The organism is Pseudodesulfovibrio portus, assembly GCF_026000375.1.
Taxonomy (GTDB): domain Bacteria; phylum Desulfobacterota; class Desulfovibrionia; order Desulfovibrionales; family Desulfovibrionaceae; genus Pseudodesulfovibrio; species Pseudodesulfovibrio portus.
The window spans coordinates 1,848,917-1,864,638 of the sequence record NZ_AP026708.1 but is presented as its reverse complement, the minus strand read 5'-3'; the positions used below and the strand labels follow the sequence as shown (position 1 = coordinate 1,864,638).

18 protein-coding genes are annotated in these 15,722 nt (G+C 61.6%); 6 read left to right on the top strand and 12 right to left on the bottom strand.

Annotated elements, in window-relative coordinates; genetic code table 11:
* Position 1 precedes the first annotated feature (1 nt).
* Positions 2-1,432: a SagB/ThcOx family dehydrogenase gene (locus OO730_RS08990; RefSeq protein WP_264981108.1), complete on the bottom strand. Its 1,431-nt coding sequence runs from the start codon at positions 1,430-1,432 to the stop codon at positions 2-4.
* A gap of 154 nt (positions 1,433-1,586) precedes the next feature.
* Here OO730_RS08990 and OO730_RS08985 point away from each other — a divergent pair, with 154 nt between their 5' ends.
* From OO730_RS08985 to murI, 4 genes are all read left to right on the top strand, one after another.
* Positions 1,587-2,825, top strand: coding sequence for an HD domain-containing phosphohydrolase (locus tag OO730_RS08985; protein ID WP_264981107.1), 1,239 nt, complete (start codon positions 1,587-1,589; stop codon positions 2,823-2,825).
* Entirely contained in the window at positions 2,826-3,737 is a 912-nt protein-coding gene (locus OO730_RS08980) for an HD domain-containing protein (RefSeq protein ID WP_264981106.1), read from the top strand. It begins immediately after the preceding gene.
* Between the two features lie 100 nt (positions 3,738-3,837).
* Positions 3,838-5,088 (top strand): EAL and HDOD domain-containing protein, encoded by a 1,251-nt coding sequence (locus OO730_RS08975; protein ID WP_264981105.1) that lies wholly within the window; start codon positions 3,838-3,840, stop codon positions 5,086-5,088.
* A 90-nt stretch (positions 5,089-5,178) separates the two neighbouring features.
* The gene (murI, locus tag OO730_RS08970) at positions 5,179-6,018 is read left to right on the top strand and encodes a glutamate racemase (protein ID WP_264981104.1); all 840 of its coding nucleotides are present in this window, start codon (positions 5,179-5,181) and stop codon (positions 6,016-6,018) included.
* 214 nt (positions 6,019-6,232) lie between these two features.
* On the opposite strand, the gene OO730_RS08965 is transcribed toward murI, so the two are convergent.
* The 10 genes from OO730_RS08965 to OO730_RS08920 all read right to left on the bottom strand — a co-directional run bounded on the left by OO730_RS08965 (position 6,233) and on the right by OO730_RS08920 (position 13,463).
* On the bottom strand, positions 6,233-6,571 hold the full coding sequence (locus tag OO730_RS08965; protein ID WP_264981103.1) for a P-II family nitrogen regulator: 339 nt from the start codon (positions 6,569-6,571) through the stop codon (positions 6,233-6,235).
* A 9-nt stretch (positions 6,572-6,580) separates the two neighbouring features.
* Positions 6,581-7,801 carry an ammonium transporter gene (locus OO730_RS08960; protein WP_323373351.1) on the bottom strand — a complete coding sequence of 407 codons (1,221 nt, stop codon included), beginning with the start codon at positions 7,799-7,801 and terminating at the stop codon, positions 6,581-6,583.
* A 405-nt stretch (positions 7,802-8,206) separates the two neighbouring features.
* Positions 8,207-8,380: a hypothetical protein gene (locus tag OO730_RS08955; protein ID WP_264981102.1), complete on the bottom strand. Its 174-nt coding sequence runs from the start codon at positions 8,378-8,380 to the stop codon at positions 8,207-8,209.
* Between the two features lie 81 nt (positions 8,381-8,461).
* Complete coding sequence (locus OO730_RS08950) at positions 8,462-9,094, bottom strand: TPM domain-containing protein (protein ID WP_264981101.1); 633 nt, start codon at positions 9,092-9,094, stop codon at positions 8,462-8,464.
* A 15-nt stretch (positions 9,095-9,109) separates the two neighbouring features.
* Entirely contained in the window at positions 9,110-9,910 is an 801-nt protein-coding gene (locus OO730_RS08945) for a TPM domain-containing protein (RefSeq protein ID WP_264981100.1), read from the bottom strand.
* Positions 9,911-9,922: 12 nt separating this feature from the next.
* Positions 9,923-10,522, bottom strand: a complete 600-nt coding sequence (locus OO730_RS08940) for a LemA family protein (RefSeq protein WP_264981099.1) — start codon at positions 10,520-10,522, stop codon at positions 9,923-9,925.
* Positions 10,523-10,614: 92 nt separating this feature from the next.
* On the bottom strand, positions 10,615-11,487 hold the full coding sequence (locus tag OO730_RS08935) for a hypothetical protein (RefSeq protein ID WP_264981098.1): 873 nt from the start codon (positions 11,485-11,487) through the stop codon (positions 10,615-10,617).
* Between the two features lie 94 nt (positions 11,488-11,581).
* On the bottom strand, positions 11,582-12,193 hold the full coding sequence (locus OO730_RS08930) for a YigZ family protein (RefSeq protein ID WP_456107266.1): 612 nt from the start codon (positions 12,191-12,193) through the stop codon (positions 11,582-11,584).
* Between the two features lie 32 nt (positions 12,194-12,225).
* Positions 12,226-13,014, bottom strand: a complete 789-nt coding sequence (locus tag OO730_RS08925) for an HD domain-containing protein (protein ID WP_264981095.1) — start codon at positions 13,012-13,014, stop codon at positions 12,226-12,228.
* A gap of 8 nt (positions 13,015-13,022) precedes the next feature.
* Positions 13,023-13,463 (bottom strand): cereblon family protein, encoded by a 441-nt coding sequence (locus OO730_RS08920; protein WP_264981094.1) that lies wholly within the window; start codon positions 13,461-13,463, stop codon positions 13,023-13,025.
* An 82-nt stretch (positions 13,464-13,545) separates the two neighbouring features.
* Between OO730_RS08920 and OO730_RS08915 the strand changes: the two genes are divergently transcribed.
* Positions 13,546-13,836, top strand: a complete 291-nt coding sequence (locus OO730_RS08915) for a hypothetical protein (protein ID WP_264981092.1) — start codon at positions 13,546-13,548, stop codon at positions 13,834-13,836.
* Between the two features lie 84 nt (positions 13,837-13,920).
* Here the strand turns inward: OO730_RS08915 and OO730_RS08910 are convergent, their stop codons facing one another.
* Entirely contained in the window at positions 13,921-14,532 is a 612-nt protein-coding gene (locus OO730_RS08910) for a LysE/ArgO family amino acid transporter (protein WP_264981091.1), read from the bottom strand.
* 225 nt (positions 14,533-14,757) lie between these two features.
* On the opposite strand from OO730_RS08910, the gene OO730_RS08905 reads away from it, so the two are divergent.
* The gene (locus OO730_RS08905; protein WP_323373350.1) at positions 14,758-15,660 is read left to right on the top strand and encodes a LysR family transcriptional regulator ArgP; all 903 of its coding nucleotides are present in this window, start codon (positions 14,758-14,760) and stop codon (positions 15,658-15,660) included.
* The last annotated feature ends 62 nt before the right edge of the window (positions 15,661-15,722 follow it).

The window sequence follows — 15,722 nt, the reverse complement described above, 5'->3', positions numbered from 1 at the left end:
CCTACTTCACCGGCCCCACGGCCATGAGGTAGAGCAGGTGGTTCCCCTGTTCCAGCCCGAGCAGTTCAGCGGCTTCGTGATCGAAGAACGCGCCGATGCCGCACGCGCCGAGGTTGTTGGCGGTGGCGGCGAGGTAGGCGCGTTGTCCCAGTCGTCCTGCTTCGAGGTGGGCGTAGCGGAAGGCGCGCGGTCCGGTCAGGGATTCGAGTCTGGCGAGGTCGGCGGAAAAGGTCAGGTGCAGGGCGGCGTTTTCGAGCCACTCCTGGTCCAGGCAGACCTGAGCGGACCGGGCCATGAAGTTGCCGGGTTGCGTGAGGCTCAGGGACCGGGTGCGCGGGTCCAGGTGATGGAGTCCGGGCGTGAGTCCGGAGTGGGTGTTGGCCAGGACGCCGGTCTGCACGGTGCCGACCAGGGGGTTTTCAGGCTGCCCCAGGCAGACCCAGCCGAGCACGTCGGTCAGGAGCCGGGGGTTGATGTCGCGGACCACGAAATTGCGGGAGGACTTGCGTTTTTCCATGGCCGCAGTGATGGACGCGGGCAGTTCGGGCTCGGGCAGCCGGTTGGCTGCGGGGCTGGGCGGCGGCACCACGGGCAGTTTGCCCGGCGGCCTGGCGGCGCAGAGGCGGTGGACGTCCAGGACCTCCTGGGGTGCCTCGGCGTTTTTGGCCGACCGGCAGAATTCGGGGAGGGTGTCCGAAACGGGCGGGACGGTGTCGTACACGGCCGTACTCGGCCCGCAGCCGTAGCCGTGCACCTGGGTGACGCAGGCTTCGAGACCGGGGTCGAGGCAAAGGAATTCGTTGAGGAAGTCGTCGTCGAAATCATAGTCGGCGGTGGCCGGAAGGCCGTGGACGCGGGCGGCAAGGAGCAGGTTCTCCGCCATGTGGCCCGCGTCGAGAAGGCAGTAACGGTAGGCTCGCGGCCCGTACTTCCAGGCCGAGCGGTGGAAGACCGAGGTCAGGTAGAAACGGATCACGGGCTTGCTGCCCGCCAGCGCGGAAAAGACCAGTCCCTGGCGCAGGGGGGTCAACGTGTGTTCCAACGGGCTGTAGTGATACAGTCCGTCGTTCATTCCGTTGACGTTTTGCAATGCGACATACAATTCGGTTGGGTAGAGGGCCCCGGCGGACGGCATGGTCCGGAAATGGAAGGTCAACCCGTCGGCCTGGCGGCGCACGCGGGTCAGGCCCGCAGTCAGGTAGCAGACCGACGCCAACAGGCGGGGCATGTCCGCCTCGGGGTTGAAGCCCGGGAGTTCCAGGCATCGGTCCAGTGGAGTGTCGGGCAGGGAGAGTTCCTGGGGCAGGTTGTACTTCGGGACGCCTCGGTAGAGCTTGAATGGTATGGGCTGGTCGTTCCAGTTGATGCGCCGGCCCATGGTCCGGTTGCGCTCAAAGGCGGTGTTTTGCTGGTATTCGAGGGCGGAATTCATGGTGTTTGCCGATACAGGTTGGAGGTTGGGAATCACCATAGCACAAGGCGGGTGGAAGACAAGGGCTTCCGGCCCCGGGTTCCGGGCCAGGCAGTTGTCTTGCATTTTCAGGGAGATTGGGCGATATGATTACTAGAAAAAACAGGGGGCAATCATGGGCGCTGAACGCTTGACGAACCGCGACGACGCGGTACTGGCCATTCTCAAAACCAGCGAAGAAGTCAATCAACTCAAGGACGTGGACAGCATCCTTGACAAGATTCTCTTTGAATCCAGGCAGTTTTCCGGGGCCGATGCGGGCTCCATTTTTCTGGTGGAGGACGACAGGCTGATCTTCAGCTACGTCCAGAACGACACCCTGTTCAAGAAGGAAACCGCCAACGCGGCCCTGTATCAGAATTTCGGCATTCCCATCAGCGAGCAGTCCATCGTCGGCTACGTGGCCAAGACCCGGCAGTCGCTGGCCATTGACGACGCCTACGAGCTGGACGCCACCCTCCCTTTTTCCTTCAACAAATCCTTTGACGAAAAATCCGGCTTCCGGACCACGTCCATGCTGACCATCCCGCTTATCGCCCAGGAGAGCCGGCTGGTGGGCGTCATGCAGCTCATCAACGCCAAGAACGACATGGGCAAGGTGGTCCCGTTTTCACACGAGGCGCGGACGTATATCCCCCTGTTCTGCAACAACGCGTCGGTGGCCATCGAGCGCGGCATCATGAACCGCGAGCTGATCCTGCGCATGATGCAGATGGCGGAGTTGCGCGATCCCTCGGAGACCGGGGCGCATGTCCAGCGGGTGGGAGCCTATTGCGCCGAGATATACGGCACCTGGGCCGCCCGGCGCAAGCACTCGGCCAAGGAGATAAAGCGGGTCCGGGACAACCTGCGCCTGGCCGCCATGCTCCACGACGTGGGCAAGGTGGGTATCTCCGACAATATCCTCAAAAAACCCGCGAAGCTTACGGACGAAGAATACGACACCATGAAGTGGCACACGATCTACGGTGCGCGGTTGTTCAAGAACCAGACCTCGGAACTGGACCACATGGCCATGGAAATTGCCCTTTGCCATCATGAGAAGTGGGAGGGACGCGGCTACCCGTCCATTTCGAAGAAGGACGTCTGGGCCGGGGACGACATCCACTTGGGCGGTATGCCGCGCAACGGCGCGGATATCCCCCTGGCCGCCCGTATCTGCGCCGTGGCCGACGTGTACGACGCCTTGGCCTCGCCGCGTTCCTACAAGGACCCGTTCCCGGACGAGAAATGCCTGGGCATCCTCGAATCAGACGCCGGAACCCATTTCGACCCGGAGGTGGTGGAGATCTTCCTGGAGATTTTCGACGTCATCAAGGCCATCCGGGACAAGTGGACGGAAGGGGCCAAATAGATGCACAAGGTTTTCCCCCGAGTTAAGCTGTACGACTTCGTGGACCCGGCGGACGCGGAATGCGTGCGCAGGGAGACCGATGAGGTTATGATGGAATTCTTTCCCGGTTACGACGGGAATGTGTTCCGCAAGGCCTTCGAGGACGTGGAGCAGCTCTTTTTCGGCAACTATCCCGGTTTCAGGGCGAGCAATACGAAGTACCATGATTTCGAGCACACCTGTTCCGTTGTCCTTGCCATGGCCCGGCTCGTGTACGGCGGCATGGCGGAGGGCGAGAATTTTTCCGAGAAGGACTGCCTCAAGGGGCTGCTGGCCTCGCTGTTCCACGACGTGGGGCTGATTCAGTCCGACGAGGACTCTCAGGGCACCGGCGCCAAGTACACCGTGGGTCATGAGGAGCGGTCCATCCTGTTCATGCGCACCGACCTGGACGGAATCCTGGCTGCCGACGACATCGAGGATATCGCGGACTGCATCCGCTGCACCATCCTGGCCATGTCGCCTTCAAAGGTGGCTTTCCGTTCGGAGAACATGCGCAAGATGGGCTATTTCCTGGGCAGCGCCGACCTGCTGGCCCAGATTGCGGATCGGTATTATCTCGAAAAGCTGCTTCTGCTGTTCGAGGAGTTCCAGGAAGCCAAGCTGCCGGGTTACGCCACCGCCTTTGACCTGCTGTCCAAGACCGGTTCATTCTACCAGGATGTGGCCCGTGTGCGGCTGGACAAGGAATTCCAGGGAGTCGACGGGTACATGCGGCCCTATTTCAAACGTCGGTGGAGCGTGGACAACGATCTCTACGCCGTGGCCATCAAGCGCAACATGGACTATCTGGACGAGCTGTTGTCGGAGAATCCGGATGACCTGGAACTCTTTCTGGGCAGGCTGCGCAGGGATTTCAGCCACGATCAATGATCCTAGCCTCCCGGTCCTGTTTTTCCTGCCAATCATATGAAGTGATGATAATCAAAGCGGAAGGTTTCACTTTCTACAAAAAGTGAGTATGATTACTGTTATGGATCAGACCATACCCATTTGCGAAGCCGTCTTCATTGCCCGCCAGCCCATCTTTCACCCGGACGAAACCGTGTGGGGCTATGAACTGTTGTTCCGCTCCGACGAAAGCAATTTCGCATGCGTATTGGACGAAGATCAGGCTACGTCGTCAGTCATTGCCGACGGGCTGGCCCTGGCCCGGGAGGGCATGGACGGCTCCGCCAGGGTCCTGATCAATTTCCCGGAGAGCATGTTGGTGGGTGGGGCCGGGTTCGCCTTGCCCAAGGACGCGTGCATCATCGAGATTCTGGAGAACGTCCAGCCGAGCAAGGCCGCCCTCGAAGCGGTCCGGCGTCTCAAGGAGGCCGGGTATACCCTCGCCGTAGACGACTTTTCCGGTCAGCCGGAGCTCAAGCCGTTTGTCGACCTGGCGGATATCGTCAAGGTCGACGTCCTGGCCCTGGATTCCGACACCGACCGGGTGGCCGAAGTCGTCAGCTCCCTGTCAGGCGGTCCGACCCTGCTGGCCGAGAAGGTCGAAGACCTTGAAACCTTCGACAGGCTCAAGGGGCTGGGCTTCCATCTGTTTCAGGGATTCTTTTTCAGCAAGCCGGAGATCATCCCCGGCAGGAAGCTGACCTCCAACGAACTGACCAAGCTGCAGTTGCTGGGAGAATTGGCCAAACCCGATTTCGAGCCCTCCCGGCTGGCGGAAATACTCAAGTCCGATCCCAGCCTGAGCTACCGGCTGTTCCGCTATATCAATTCCGTGGGGCTGGGGTTGCGGGAGAAGGTCACGTCCCTGAAGCGGGCCATCGACATGATGGGCATGCAGCAGGCCAAGTTGTGGCTCAGGACGGCTCTCGTGGCGGACCTCAACACCTCCCCCAAGGCAGGCGAGCTGGCCTACCTGGCCGTGCATCGGGGCAAGTTCCTTGAGCAGGTCTGCCACAACTCGAACCTCAAGACGTGCGAACCCGACGCCCTGTTCATGACCGGCCTGTTCTCCCTGCTCGACACCATGCTCGGAATCAGCATGCGGGAGATCCTCGGGGTGCTCCCCCTGGAGCAAAAGGTGATCGACGCCCTGCTGGGATCGGGAGAGTTCCACGACCTTCTGCGTTTGGCCACCAGCTATGAGCGGGGTCAGTGGGGCGAGACATCGCGTCGCCTCCAGAGGCTGGAGCTGGAGTCCTTCCAGGCCGAGTTGCTCTACGTCCAGGCCCGGTGCTGGACTCAGAAAATGCTTGGCCTGACGAACCGGGACTAGCCCCTTTCCGATCTGCTCTCTTTGTTTTAGACTTTTTCATGAAAACATGTTTCCCTTGGCCTGCATACGCGGCTCAAGGAACAGGTACACATGAATAAAAAAGCCAGTCTTCCCATCGGCATGTTCGACTCGGGCGTGGGCGGCCTGACCGTGCTCAGGGCACTCAGGGAACGGTTGCCCTGCGAGGACGTCATCTATCTGGGCGACACCGCCCGCCTGCCCTACGGGACCAAGTCTCCGCAGACCGTCACGCGCTACGGCGTGCAGTGCGGGGCCGAGCTGGTGCGCCGGGACATCAAGCTGCTGGTCGTGGCCTGCAACACCGCCTCGGCCGTGGCCCTTGAAGCCCTGCGCGCCGCCTACCCCGACCTGCCGGTCGTCGGCGTTGTCGAACCCGGTGCCCGCGCAGCCTGCGCCGCCACCTCCAACAACGCCATCGCCGTCATCGCCACGGAATCCACCATCGCGGGCGGGGCCTACCAGAGGGCCATACACGCCATCGCTCCCCGGGCGCGCATCGCGGGACACCCCTGTTCCCTATTCGTGGCCCTGGCCGAAGAAGGGTGGATCGACGGTGCCGTGCCCGAAGCCGTGGCGTCCCGCTATCTCGACCCGGTCTTTCACCCCGCATCGGGAACCGGCAGCCCAGTCATCCCCGACACCCTGGTCCTGGGCTGCACCCACTTCCCGCTTCTGGCTCCGGCCATCAGGAACGTGGTGCCCTCATCCACCACCATCGTGGATTCGGCTGCCACCACCGCAGAAGCCGTGTGCCGGGAACTCGACCGTCACGGGCTGGCCCGCACCGACATCGAGTGCGGTCGCACCCGCTACCTGACCACCGACGACGCGGCCCGGTTCGCCCGGACCGGCACCCGGTTCCTGGGCACCGCCATCTCCGATTCCGACGTAGAATTGGTCGATTTGTAAAGTCGCCTTCGGCGTGACCAGGGAATTTTTTCAAAAGGTTCCCTGGACCCTCCCAAACTTTTTGTGTCGTCTGTCGGCGGTAGAGACTTTGCCCACTGACCGCGCGGATGCGCATAGAAAAAGTTTAGGAAGGGAGAGGGGATGATGGTTCGGGGGAAGGGGAGAGGGACAACCCTTTGCAAAGGGTTTCCCTCTCCCCTTCCCCCGGAGGCCCTTAAATCGCCTCAATACCGGATTCGCCGGTGCGGATGCGGACGATGTCGTCGATGGGCGAGATGAATATCTTGCCGTCCCCGACTTCGCCGGTCCGGGCGGCCTGGGTGATGGTCTGGACAATATCGGGGACGATTTCGTCGCCCACGACGAGTTCTATCTTGATCTTGGGCACGAAATCGATCTGGTATTCGGCGCCCCGGTAGACTTCCTTGTGTCCGCCCTGGCGTCCGAACCCTTTGACCTCGCTGACGGTCATGCCCTTGATGCCGAGGCGGGTCAGCGCTTCCTTGATGCTGTCGAGCTTGTAGTTTCGGGTGATGACTTCGATTTTTTTCATGGCTGCTCCTTAGGCCTGGTATGCGGATTCGGAATGTTCCGAGGTGTCCATGCCGATTTCCTCTTCGTTGGCGGCCATGCGCAGGGGGGAAACGGCGTTGATCGCCTTGAGGATGATGAAGGACACGACAAGGGTGTAGCCGCCGACGATGGCGATGCCGGTGAGCTGGGTGAAGAGGAACCCGGCGTTGCCGAACAGCAGGCCGTCCGCCCCGCCGGGGTTGACGGAGGAGGAGGCGAACAGCCCCAGGGCGATGGTGCCGACCAGTCCGCCCACGCCGTGGATGCCGACCACGTCCAGGGAGTCGTCGTAGCCGAACCGGTTTTTGGCCATGACCGCCAGGTAGCAGCACAAACCGCCCATGAAGCCGATGACCACGGCGGAATTGGGGCCCACGAATCCGGCGGCGGGCGTGATGGTGGCCAGCCCGGCGATGGCCCCGGAGGCCGCGCCCAGGGTGGTGGGTTTGCCCGCGTGATACCATTCGACCACGGTCCAGGTGAGCATGCCGGTCATGCCCGCGATATGGGTGGCCACGAACGCGGTGGCCGCAATTTCGTCCGCAGCCAGGGCGCTTCCGCCGTTGAAGCCGAACCAGCCGAACCAGAGCAGGCCCGTGCCGATGAGCGTCATGGGCAGGTTGTGGGGGATGAACTGGCGCTTGGGGAACCCCTTGCGCGGGCCGATGAAGACGCAGGCCACCAGCGCGGCCACGCCGCAGGTCAGGTGGACCACCAGGCCGCCCGCGAAATCGAGGACGCCCATGGCCCAGAGGAACCCGCCGCCCCAGATCCAGTGGCAGACCGGGTTGTAGACGAACACGGCCCAGAGCACGGAAAAGGCGCAGAACGGGGCGAAGCGCACCCGCTCGGCGAAAGCGCCGGTAATCAGCGCGGGCGTGATGACCGCGAACATGCACTGATAGATCATGAACACGATGTGCGGCACGGTGGTGGCATAGGTCTCGCTGGGCGCTGCGGTCACCCCGCTCAGGGCGAAATAGGACATGTCGCCGATGAACCCGGCCACGTCCGGGCCGAAGCTCATGGAGTAGCCGAGGTATATCCACTCGAGGCTGATGAGTGAAATCATGATGATGGACTGCATGATGGTGCCGAGCACGTTCTTGCTCCGGACCATGCCCCCGTAAAACAGGGCCAGCCCCGGCGTCATCAGCAGAACCAGGGCCGCACAAACGAGAATGAAGGCGGTATCGCCGCTCTGGATCATTCCAACCCTCCCAATGATTTCCGGCCAATTCCTCAGGTTGCACTCAAGGAAGACCGCCCGGCGCGGCCTGCCTCGCTCATCCTCCTCAAGTTCCCGGCCCAAGGAGAATGACAATTTTGGTATAAATTGACCAGTTAAGGTGGGTAGTTAAAGCAATAAGAATGCCAATGGACAAGGGCGCATCATGATTGTGTTTTGCCAAGCCGTCGTCAATGGAAACTGACTTGTTTGCACATAAACGTTCGCAACTGGGGAAAGTATCATGACAATATTGTCATGAAGAAGAAAATCGGCGGTGGATGGAGGGAGTAATTATGACAAAGCGGAATCGCGGGACAAGATGCACAACGATTTGAGTATGTTTTACTGGTCAAATAATGGAGGTTTGGAGCCCCCTGCGGTGCATCAGGCGTGTGTTTCCGTGAAGGGGGCGTGATCGGAAGGTTCGTTGTCAAGCGTGGACAGCATGTCGCAGAGGAGTCTTGCGTTGGGGGACGGGCGATCGTCCAGCGCCCTCAGGATGGTGAGCCCGAGGAGCAGGATGAACAGTGATGCAGCGGCGAGTCCGATGGAAAACATGGTCTGGCCTCCTGTACGGAGAAGACCAGACCCGTGTTACGATTGTATTGAGGGTCTGTGACCCTTGTGTAAAATCAGCGATTATCCGTCGATGATCAGGTTGGGCAGTTCGTCGGTGTCGTCCGCCTTGACGGGGAATTTTTCGGCCACCAGTTCACCGCACCGGGTCACGCCCCGGCAGAGCGCCTCGCCGGGCTTGCCCGCCCTGATGCCCTCGGTGACCATGGTCACCACTTCCTGCCAAACCTGCGGGTCCACCTTGTCGTTGATGCCCTTGTCGGCCAGCACCTGCACCTGGTGTTCATAGGCCGAGACATAGATGAGGATGCCGGTCAGGTCGCGGGTGCGGTGCAGCCCGTGGCGATAGAAGGCGGTGAAGGCCGCTTCTTCGACCTCTTCGCGCATCTGGCGTTTGGAGATGAAGGGCTTCTTGAGTGCCGGGAAAGCCTCCAGCAGCCGGGACAGGATGAGGAACGCGGCCAAAAACACTGCCAGGAAGAACCACAGGTCCTCCTGACCGAAGGCCAGGGCCGCGCCGATGCCGACCAGCCCGCCGCCGATGAGCCCGCCGATCAGGGAGGCACGGGGGTATTCGTAGCTGGCGTCCGCAACCATGGGGACGATTTCGCCCGAGGTTTGTGTCTCCACTTCCTGGACGCATCGGATGAGCGTGTCCTGCTCGTCCTGGGTAAGGAAAGTCTGTGCTGTGTTCATGGTCATCTCCTTGGCCTACCAGCCACCGCTTGCGCCGCCGCCACCGAATCCGCCACCGCCGAAACCACCGAATCCACCACCACCGCCGCCGAATCCGCCGCCGCCACCATGTCTGCCTGACAGCATGGACAGCAGGAACAGGGTGGAAGCCGCGTCACCCATGCCGGAGCGGCGATAGACTTTGCCGGTCTTGGGGTCGCGCACGACCTGGTCGCGCATCTTGGCCCGTCCGAACCGTTCGGTCATGAAGATGATACCGAACATGATCAAGACGATGAAGGGGATCGCGCCCCCGCGACTGCGTTTCCGGGATGTCTGGGGCGGTGCCTCGAACTCGCCGCGCACGGCTTTGGTAATGGCCGCCGCGCCCGCCAGGAAGCCTTTGTCGAAATCCCCGGCCTTGAACTGGGGCGAGATGATCCGGTCGATGATCTGTCCGGCCAGGACGTCGGTGAGCACGCCCTCAAGGCCGTAGCCGACCTCGATGCGGAGTTTGCGGTCGTTTTTGGAGACCAGCAGGATGACGCCGTTGTCGGCCTTTTCCTGGCCCACCTTCCAGGCCTCGGCCACCCGGATGGAGAACTCCTCCAGGGAGTCGCCCTCCAGGGAGGGGATGGTCAGGACCGCCACCTGGGTGGAGTCGGTCTTTTCCAGTTCTGCCAGTTCGGTCTCGAGCTGGCGTTCAACGGCAGGGGAGATCATGTCCGCGTAGTCGCTGACCCGGCCCTTGAATGCGGGAACATCCAGGGCCGGGGCTGCGGTGGAGAGCATGAGAATCAGGGCCGCGCTCAAGAGCGCGATGAGGGGGTTGCGCACGTCGGGCTCCCGCTAGGATTCGTTGCCGAAGTTGACTGCGGGCGCGGTCTTGGCACCGGGGTCGGCCTCGAAGAATTCCTTGCGCTCCAGGTGCAGCAGCACGGAGTTGGTCACGGAGTTGGGGAAGCTGCGGATGGAGTAGTTGAATGCCTTGACCGCGTCGTTGTACCGCTGGCGGGCTACGTTGATGCGGTTTTCCGTGCCTTCGAGCTGGTGCTGGAGGCCGAGGAAATTCTGGTTGGCCTTGAGGTCGGGGTAGCGCTCCACCACCACCATGAGGCGGGACAGGGCCGAAGACAGCTCTCCCTGGGCGGCCTGGAACTGGGCCAGGGCGGCCTTGTTGGTGAGCATGTCGGGCGAAAGCTTGATTTGGGAGACTTTGGACCGGGCCTCGACCACGGCCTGGAGCGTGGACTTCTCGTGCTGGGCCGCGCCCTTGACCGTCTGCACCAGGTTGGGGATCAGGTCGGCCCGCCGTTGCAGCGAGGCTTCCAGGTTGGCCCATGCGCCGAAGACTTCCTCTTCCTGCTGCTGCATGGCGTTGTAGCCGCAGCCGGACAGGGCCATGACGGAAAAAAGGGCTACCAGGGCAAGGATGAGCTGTTTTTTCATGATGATTCCATTCTTTTTGGGGGTTCGTATTCCCGACAAAGATGCGGCCCGCCTCGAAAAAGTCAAGGTGGGCCTGCTGTTTTTCACCGTGTTTACTTCTTTGCGGGCGTTTTTTTCTTTTTGGGTGTTGTTTTTTCGGCTTTTGCCGCCTTCTTCGGTTTGGCAGCGGGCTTTGGCTTCGCGGGGGTGGCCTTTTTCGCCGCCGGTTTGCCCTTGGGCGCGGCTTTGGTCTTTTCCGCCTTTGCCGGCTTGCCCACCTTGGGCTTCGGCGCGGTGGGCGCGGTATCGGCAGACTTGGCAGCAGCGACCGCCTTGGCGGGCTTGTCCGCCTTTGCCTTTTTCACGGGCTTGACCTTTTCCTCCGCAGTCTCGCTCTTCGGCGCCGGGGCTTCCTTGGCGGGCTTTCCCTTTTTGGCCTTCTTGACAGGTGCCTTGGTTTCCTTTGCGGGAGGCTTGGCTTCGGCTGCCTTGGCTTTGGTTGCCTTGGCAACGGGGGGCTTGGCTGCAGCGGCCTTCGGTTCGGCAGTTTTTTTCCTGGGGCGTTTGAGGCGCTTGCCTGCGGCCAGGAGCTTGCGCAGTTCGGCGGCGGCCTTCACCGCATCCTCCGCGTGGAGCAGAAACCGTTCCTTGGCGGTCTGGAAGTGCCAGCCCACGGGCCGGGTCAGGAGCTTCGCGCCGCGTGACAGGAGATATTCCTCGGCTTCGGTTTCGGCGGCCACGTCCTGCATCTCGTCGAGGACTTCCTGCCGTTGCCGGATCTCGCGCAGGCAATGGGCGATTTCATAGGCCGAGCGCAGGATGTCGTCGGGCTGGATGTCGGTGGCCTTCTTGCGGCCGGAAAGATGTCGTTGGAGTTCGTTGAGGTCCGCTTTCAATTCCTTGATCTCGAAAACGGCGTCTTCATTTAAATTATCAATCTTATCGTTCAGTTGCTTGTAGATGGCGCGCAATTTCTGAGTGGACATGGAACCTGCTTTCAACCTTGCTGTTACCCCGGGGTAGTGTGAGAACCGTGATAAGGCTAGCGCATTTTGTCGGGAAAACGCAACCGGCTTGCCGTCATTTTTTCAAGACCACGCCCCTGCCGTCCGTGAGTTCGGCGACCCGGGCCGTGAATCCGTCCAGGTGCTCCATCGGCAGGACCAGGGTGAACCCGGCGATGTCGGTGAAGGCTTCGTCCGTCACCTCTGCCTCGAAGTCCGGGAGCATGCGCTTGAACAGGGTGATCGCCGGATAGGGGATGGTCGCCTCGAGGGTGGCGGTCTCGACCATTTCCCTTGTGGGCAGAGAGTCCAGGCCGAGGTTGACCATGGAGGAATAGGCCCGGACAAGCCCTCCCGTGCCGAGCTTGGTGCCGCCGAAGTAGCGGGTCACCACCACCGCGATCTCGCCCACGTCCGCGTGCAGCAGGGTGGTCAGCATGGGTCTGCCCGCCGTGCCGCTCGGCTCGCCGTCGTCGGACAACCCGACCATGGCCGTGTCGCCGGGAGGACCGGCGTTGTATGCCCAGCAGTTGTGGGTGGCGTCCGGGAATTCGGCCTTCACGGCGGTCACGAATTCGCGGGCGGCCTCCACATCCGGAGCATGGCCCAGAGAGGTGATGAACCGGCTTTTCTTGATGGATTCCTCGACCCTGTGGAATCCGGCGGGTATCAGGTAGCGCTTTGGCATGGCGGGGATGTTGCCCGCCGCTTCAAGCCGGGTCAACCCTGGTCGAGGAACCGTTGCAGGTCGGACCGCAGTTGTTTTTTGATGCGGTCGAAGGGCGCTTCCTCCGGCAGGGCGTCCAGCAGGGCCTCGAAGGTCCCGGATTCGTGCAGGTGGCGGTAGGCGTAGGGGAAGTGGAGGTCGTGAATCCAGCAGGTCAGGAAGAGCACGAAATCATTGGACCACTTGATGGCGGTGAACGGGATGAGCTTGCGCTGGAGGGTCAGCTTGACCACCTCGTCCGAGACCTCGGAGTCATGCCAGACCATGTCCGACTTGAGCGCCTTGCCGTAAGGCGTGTCCGGGCTCATGTATTTCACGGTGTTGCGCAGGGCGTCGAGCTTGTCGGCGTCGCGCAGGATTTCCAGGACCAGCCGTTCGTCGTCCGTCAGGTCCTCGGGCAGCAAGCCCAGGTTGTGGTACCGGACTGCGGTCAGCACCAGCTCGCGGAAGGTCTCGTCAAAGGGCTCCAGCACGTCGGCCATGCGCAGAATCCGCTCGCCCTCCTCGGCGTGGTTGTACCCGGTGCGGTCGTCGAAGGATGCGGAATTGATCAGCTGGGGGAATCGGCCCACGTCGTGCAGTATGGCCGCCACCTCGGCAACCGGGGCCAGGTCTTCACGGACGGGGGTTTCCCTGATAATGCCGCGCACGTGGGCGAGCACGCGCATGGTGTGGCTGATCTTGCTCTGCACCGTGAGCAGGATATCCTTGGACGCGCGGTTCACATAGCCCCTCGCGTACGCATCGAACCAGTCAAGGCAGCGTTTTATTTCCGTATTCATGTGTCTCTCTATGGTTTGCCGGTCGGTTCCTCGGCCAGGGCCGTCAGGATGAGCCCGAAAAAACCGCCGCCTTCACCCGTGTACCGCCAGCCGAGCTGCGCCAGACAGCCGGTGCAGGCCACGGCCTGCCAGACAAAGCCCGGGAACCAGGTGAATTCGTCCGTTCTCGGGCCGGTGGGCAGCACGTTTTTGGCCGAGGCGAAGCAGCCCAGTTCGAATACCTGCCCGTGGGGGTTGAAAAAGACGTGCCGATGGCTGCCGTTGATTTCCATGGCCAGGTCGCGCCGGGTGATCCGGGATCGGCAGAAACGGCAGACCAGGACCGAGCCGTGGCCGCCTTCATCAAGGTCGGGCTGTTTGCCCGTGTCCACACGTCCGGTGGTCGCCGGTTTGTTCGTGTCCTGCCCGTTGCGTAGGGCGCGGAGCCTGTGTTTGCACATCGCCGACATGACGCCTCCACTGATATGCATACGCCAGCCGTCCGGGAAATGGAAGCTTGACCGGTGGGCACCCCGGTCATACATCCGGATCATGACCCGCGACATGGACCCCGGATATCTGCGCCTGTGCGACGCCTGCTGCGACAACTCGGGCACGGCCAAGGAGATGGTCAAGACCGGCGGCTGCACCTGCGACATCTGCGGCTGGGCGTGCAAGTGCTGCGGCGACGACGGCAAGCAGTTCGTGAACCGTATTCCCGTGCGCGTCATCCCGGACGAGGGCTGGGATTATCTGCAATGGAAGAACAGCCGCAACCTCATGCCCATCAATTGGGAACATCTTTTCGCCCTTGGCAGGCAGGAAGAGGACGAATCTGCTTGATTTCGCACGGATTCCAATAAAATCAGTAAACAGGGTTACTCATATAGCCGACTATCTGCCATGCCTAGACATTTGAATAGTCGGCTATGAAGTGAGTGTGGGCCAGATGAGCGAGGCCGCGATGATCCACATGGTCAGGCAGACCACGGAGTCGAGGATTCGCCAGGTGACGGGACGGGAAAAGAGGGGCGCGAGCATCCGGCCGCACAGGGTCAGCCCCACGAACCAACAGAAGGAGGCCGTGATCGCGCCCGCGCCGAACAGGTATCGGTCCGGAGTTGGAAACTGGCCGCTGATCGAACCCATGAAAACGATGGTATCAAGGTAAACGTGCGGGTTGAGCAGGGTCACCGCCAGGGTGAGGGTCAGGGTGTGCCTGAGTCCCCTGCCTTCTTCAGTGCCCGCATCAAGCGAGCCGCCGGATATAGCCGACTTCAGCGCCGAGAACCCGTACCAGGCCAGAAAGGCGGCCCCGCCCCAGGCAGCGATCATGCCCAGGGTCGGGTTGGACGCAACCAGGGTGCCCACGCCCGTGACCCCGAACGAGATCAGCACCGCGTCGCAGAAGATGCACAGGGCGGCCACGGCCACATGATGGTTGCGCCGCACGCCCTGGGTCAGCACGAAGGCGTTCTGCGCGCCAATGGCCACAATCAGGCCGCCGCCCATCCCGAATCCCGATATGAATGCTGTCATGTTGGCCTCCGGCAACCTGGGGAAGGGGAGGGAAAAACCTTTCGAGAAAGGTCTTTCCCTCCCCTTCCCCCGGACCCCCATCCCCTTCCTTTTCCAAAGCTTTTTGTAGGCGCATTCGCGCGGTTATGAAAAATGGGGAGGTTGTTTTCTTTTCGTTGGGTTGGTTTAGCTTGCCGGGGAGTGTGGTGTAAAACTAATTATTTTCATGACTGATTAGAAATGCTAATGATAGGCATGTTGGATTACAAGTTGGTGGAGGCGTTTGCCCGGGTGATTGCGGAGGGGGGCTTTGAAAAGGCCGCCCAGGTGTTGCATGTGACGCAGGGGGCCGTGTCCCAGCGGGTGAAGCTGCTGGAGGAGCAGGTCGGGTGCGTGCTCATGGTGCGGTCCGTGCCGCCGAGGACCACTGCTGCCGGGCGTGAGATGCTCAAGCACTACAGGCAGGTGAAACAGCTTGAAGACGACCTGGGGCCGGAGCTGGGCCAGGAATCGGCAGGGTATGCGTCCATGCCCGTGGGCATCAACGCGGATTCCCTGGCCACCTGGTTTTTCCCGGCCATCGGAGAGTATCTGGACAGCCAGCCGGTGCTCCTCGATCTGTGCGTTGACGACCAGGCCGAGACCCACAAGCTGCTCAAGAACGGCGACGTGCTCGGTTGCGTTTCCGACCGGGCCGCGCCCGTGCAGGGGGGCCGGGTGGAATACCTGGGAGATATGGATTATCGGCTGTATTCTAATTCGTCATACAAAATGAAATGGTTCAATGAAGGCGTGACGTTGGAGAGTGTGCTGAAGGCGCCGATGCTCATCTTCAATCGCAAGGACGTCATGCACGGCGTTATTCTCAAGGACGCCTTGGGCACGAAGCCGAACCGCTTCAACGGGTTTTACCTTCCCTCTTCAGAGAAGTTCGCCACGGCCATCGCCGCAGGCTGGGCGTGCGGCATGCTGCCGGACCAGCAGGCGAATGAATATGTCGAGCGCGGCGAACTGGCCGATCTGCTGCCCGGGCACGTGTTTACCGTCCGGCTGCATTGGCATTGCTGGAACCTGGAGTCTGCGGCCCTGGACTCCTTCACCAGGGTCCTGGTGGCCGGAGCGCGCGGTCTGCTCGTGCAGCGGCCATGACGTTTGCCTCTGTCGGCCCTTTGGGGTATTGGGAGTGACGTCTGAAACAATAATGAATTTTC

Coding starts and splice junctions, on each gene's coding strand:
- OO730_RS08955 (WP_264981102.1), bottom strand. CDS start 8,380: ATGTTTTCCATCGGACTCGCCGCTGCATCACTGTTCATCCTGCTCCTC.
- OO730_RS08975 (WP_264981105.1), top strand. CDS start 3,838: ATGGATCAGACCATACCCATTTGCGAAGCCGTCTTCATTGCCCGCCAG.
- murI (WP_264981104.1), top strand. CDS start 5,179: ATGAATAAAAAAGCCAGTCTTCCCATCGGCATGTTCGACTCGGGCGTG.
- OO730_RS08950 (WP_264981101.1), bottom strand. CDS start 9,094: ATGAACACAGCACAGACTTTCCTTACCCAGGACGAGCAGGACACGCTC.
- OO730_RS08980 (WP_264981106.1), top strand. CDS start 2,826: ATGCACAAGGTTTTCCCCCGAGTTAAGCTGTACGACTTCGTGGACCCG.
- OO730_RS08910 (WP_264981091.1), bottom strand. CDS start 14,532: ATGACAGCATTCATATCGGGATTCGGGATGGGCGGCGGCCTGATTGTG.
- OO730_RS08935 (WP_264981098.1), bottom strand. CDS start 11,487: ATGTCCACTCAGAAATTGCGCGCCATCTACAAGCAACTGAACGATAAG.
- OO730_RS08905 (WP_323373350.1), top strand. CDS start 14,758: ATGATAGGCATGTTGGATTACAAGTTGGTGGAGGCGTTTGCCCGGGTG.
- OO730_RS08990 (WP_264981108.1), bottom strand. CDS start 1,432: ATGAATTCCGCCCTCGAATACCAGCAAAACACCGCCTTTGAGCGCAAC.
- OO730_RS08960 (WP_323373351.1), bottom strand. CDS start 7,801: ATGATCCAGAGCGGCGATACCGCCTTCATTCTCGTTTGTGCGGCCCTG.
- OO730_RS08965 (WP_264981103.1), bottom strand. CDS start 6,571: ATGAAAAAAATCGAAGTCATCACCCGAAACTACAAGCTCGACAGCATC.
- OO730_RS08930 (WP_456107266.1), bottom strand. CDS start 12,193: ATGCCAAAGCGCTACCTGATACCCGCCGGATTCCACAGGGTCGAGGAA.
- OO730_RS08985 (WP_264981107.1), top strand. CDS start 1,587: ATGGGCGCTGAACGCTTGACGAACCGCGACGACGCGGTACTGGCCATT.
- OO730_RS08915 (WP_264981092.1), top strand. CDS start 13,546: ATGACCCGCGACATGGACCCCGGATATCTGCGCCTGTGCGACGCCTGC.
- OO730_RS08940 (WP_264981099.1), bottom strand. CDS start 10,522: ATGAAAAAACAGCTCATCCTTGCCCTGGTAGCCCTTTTTTCCGTCATG.
- OO730_RS08920 (WP_264981094.1), bottom strand. CDS start 13,463: ATGTCGGCGATGTGCAAACACAGGCTCCGCGCCCTACGCAACGGGCAG.
- OO730_RS08925 (WP_264981095.1), bottom strand. CDS start 13,014: ATGAATACGGAAATAAAACGCTGCCTTGACTGGTTCGATGCGTACGCG.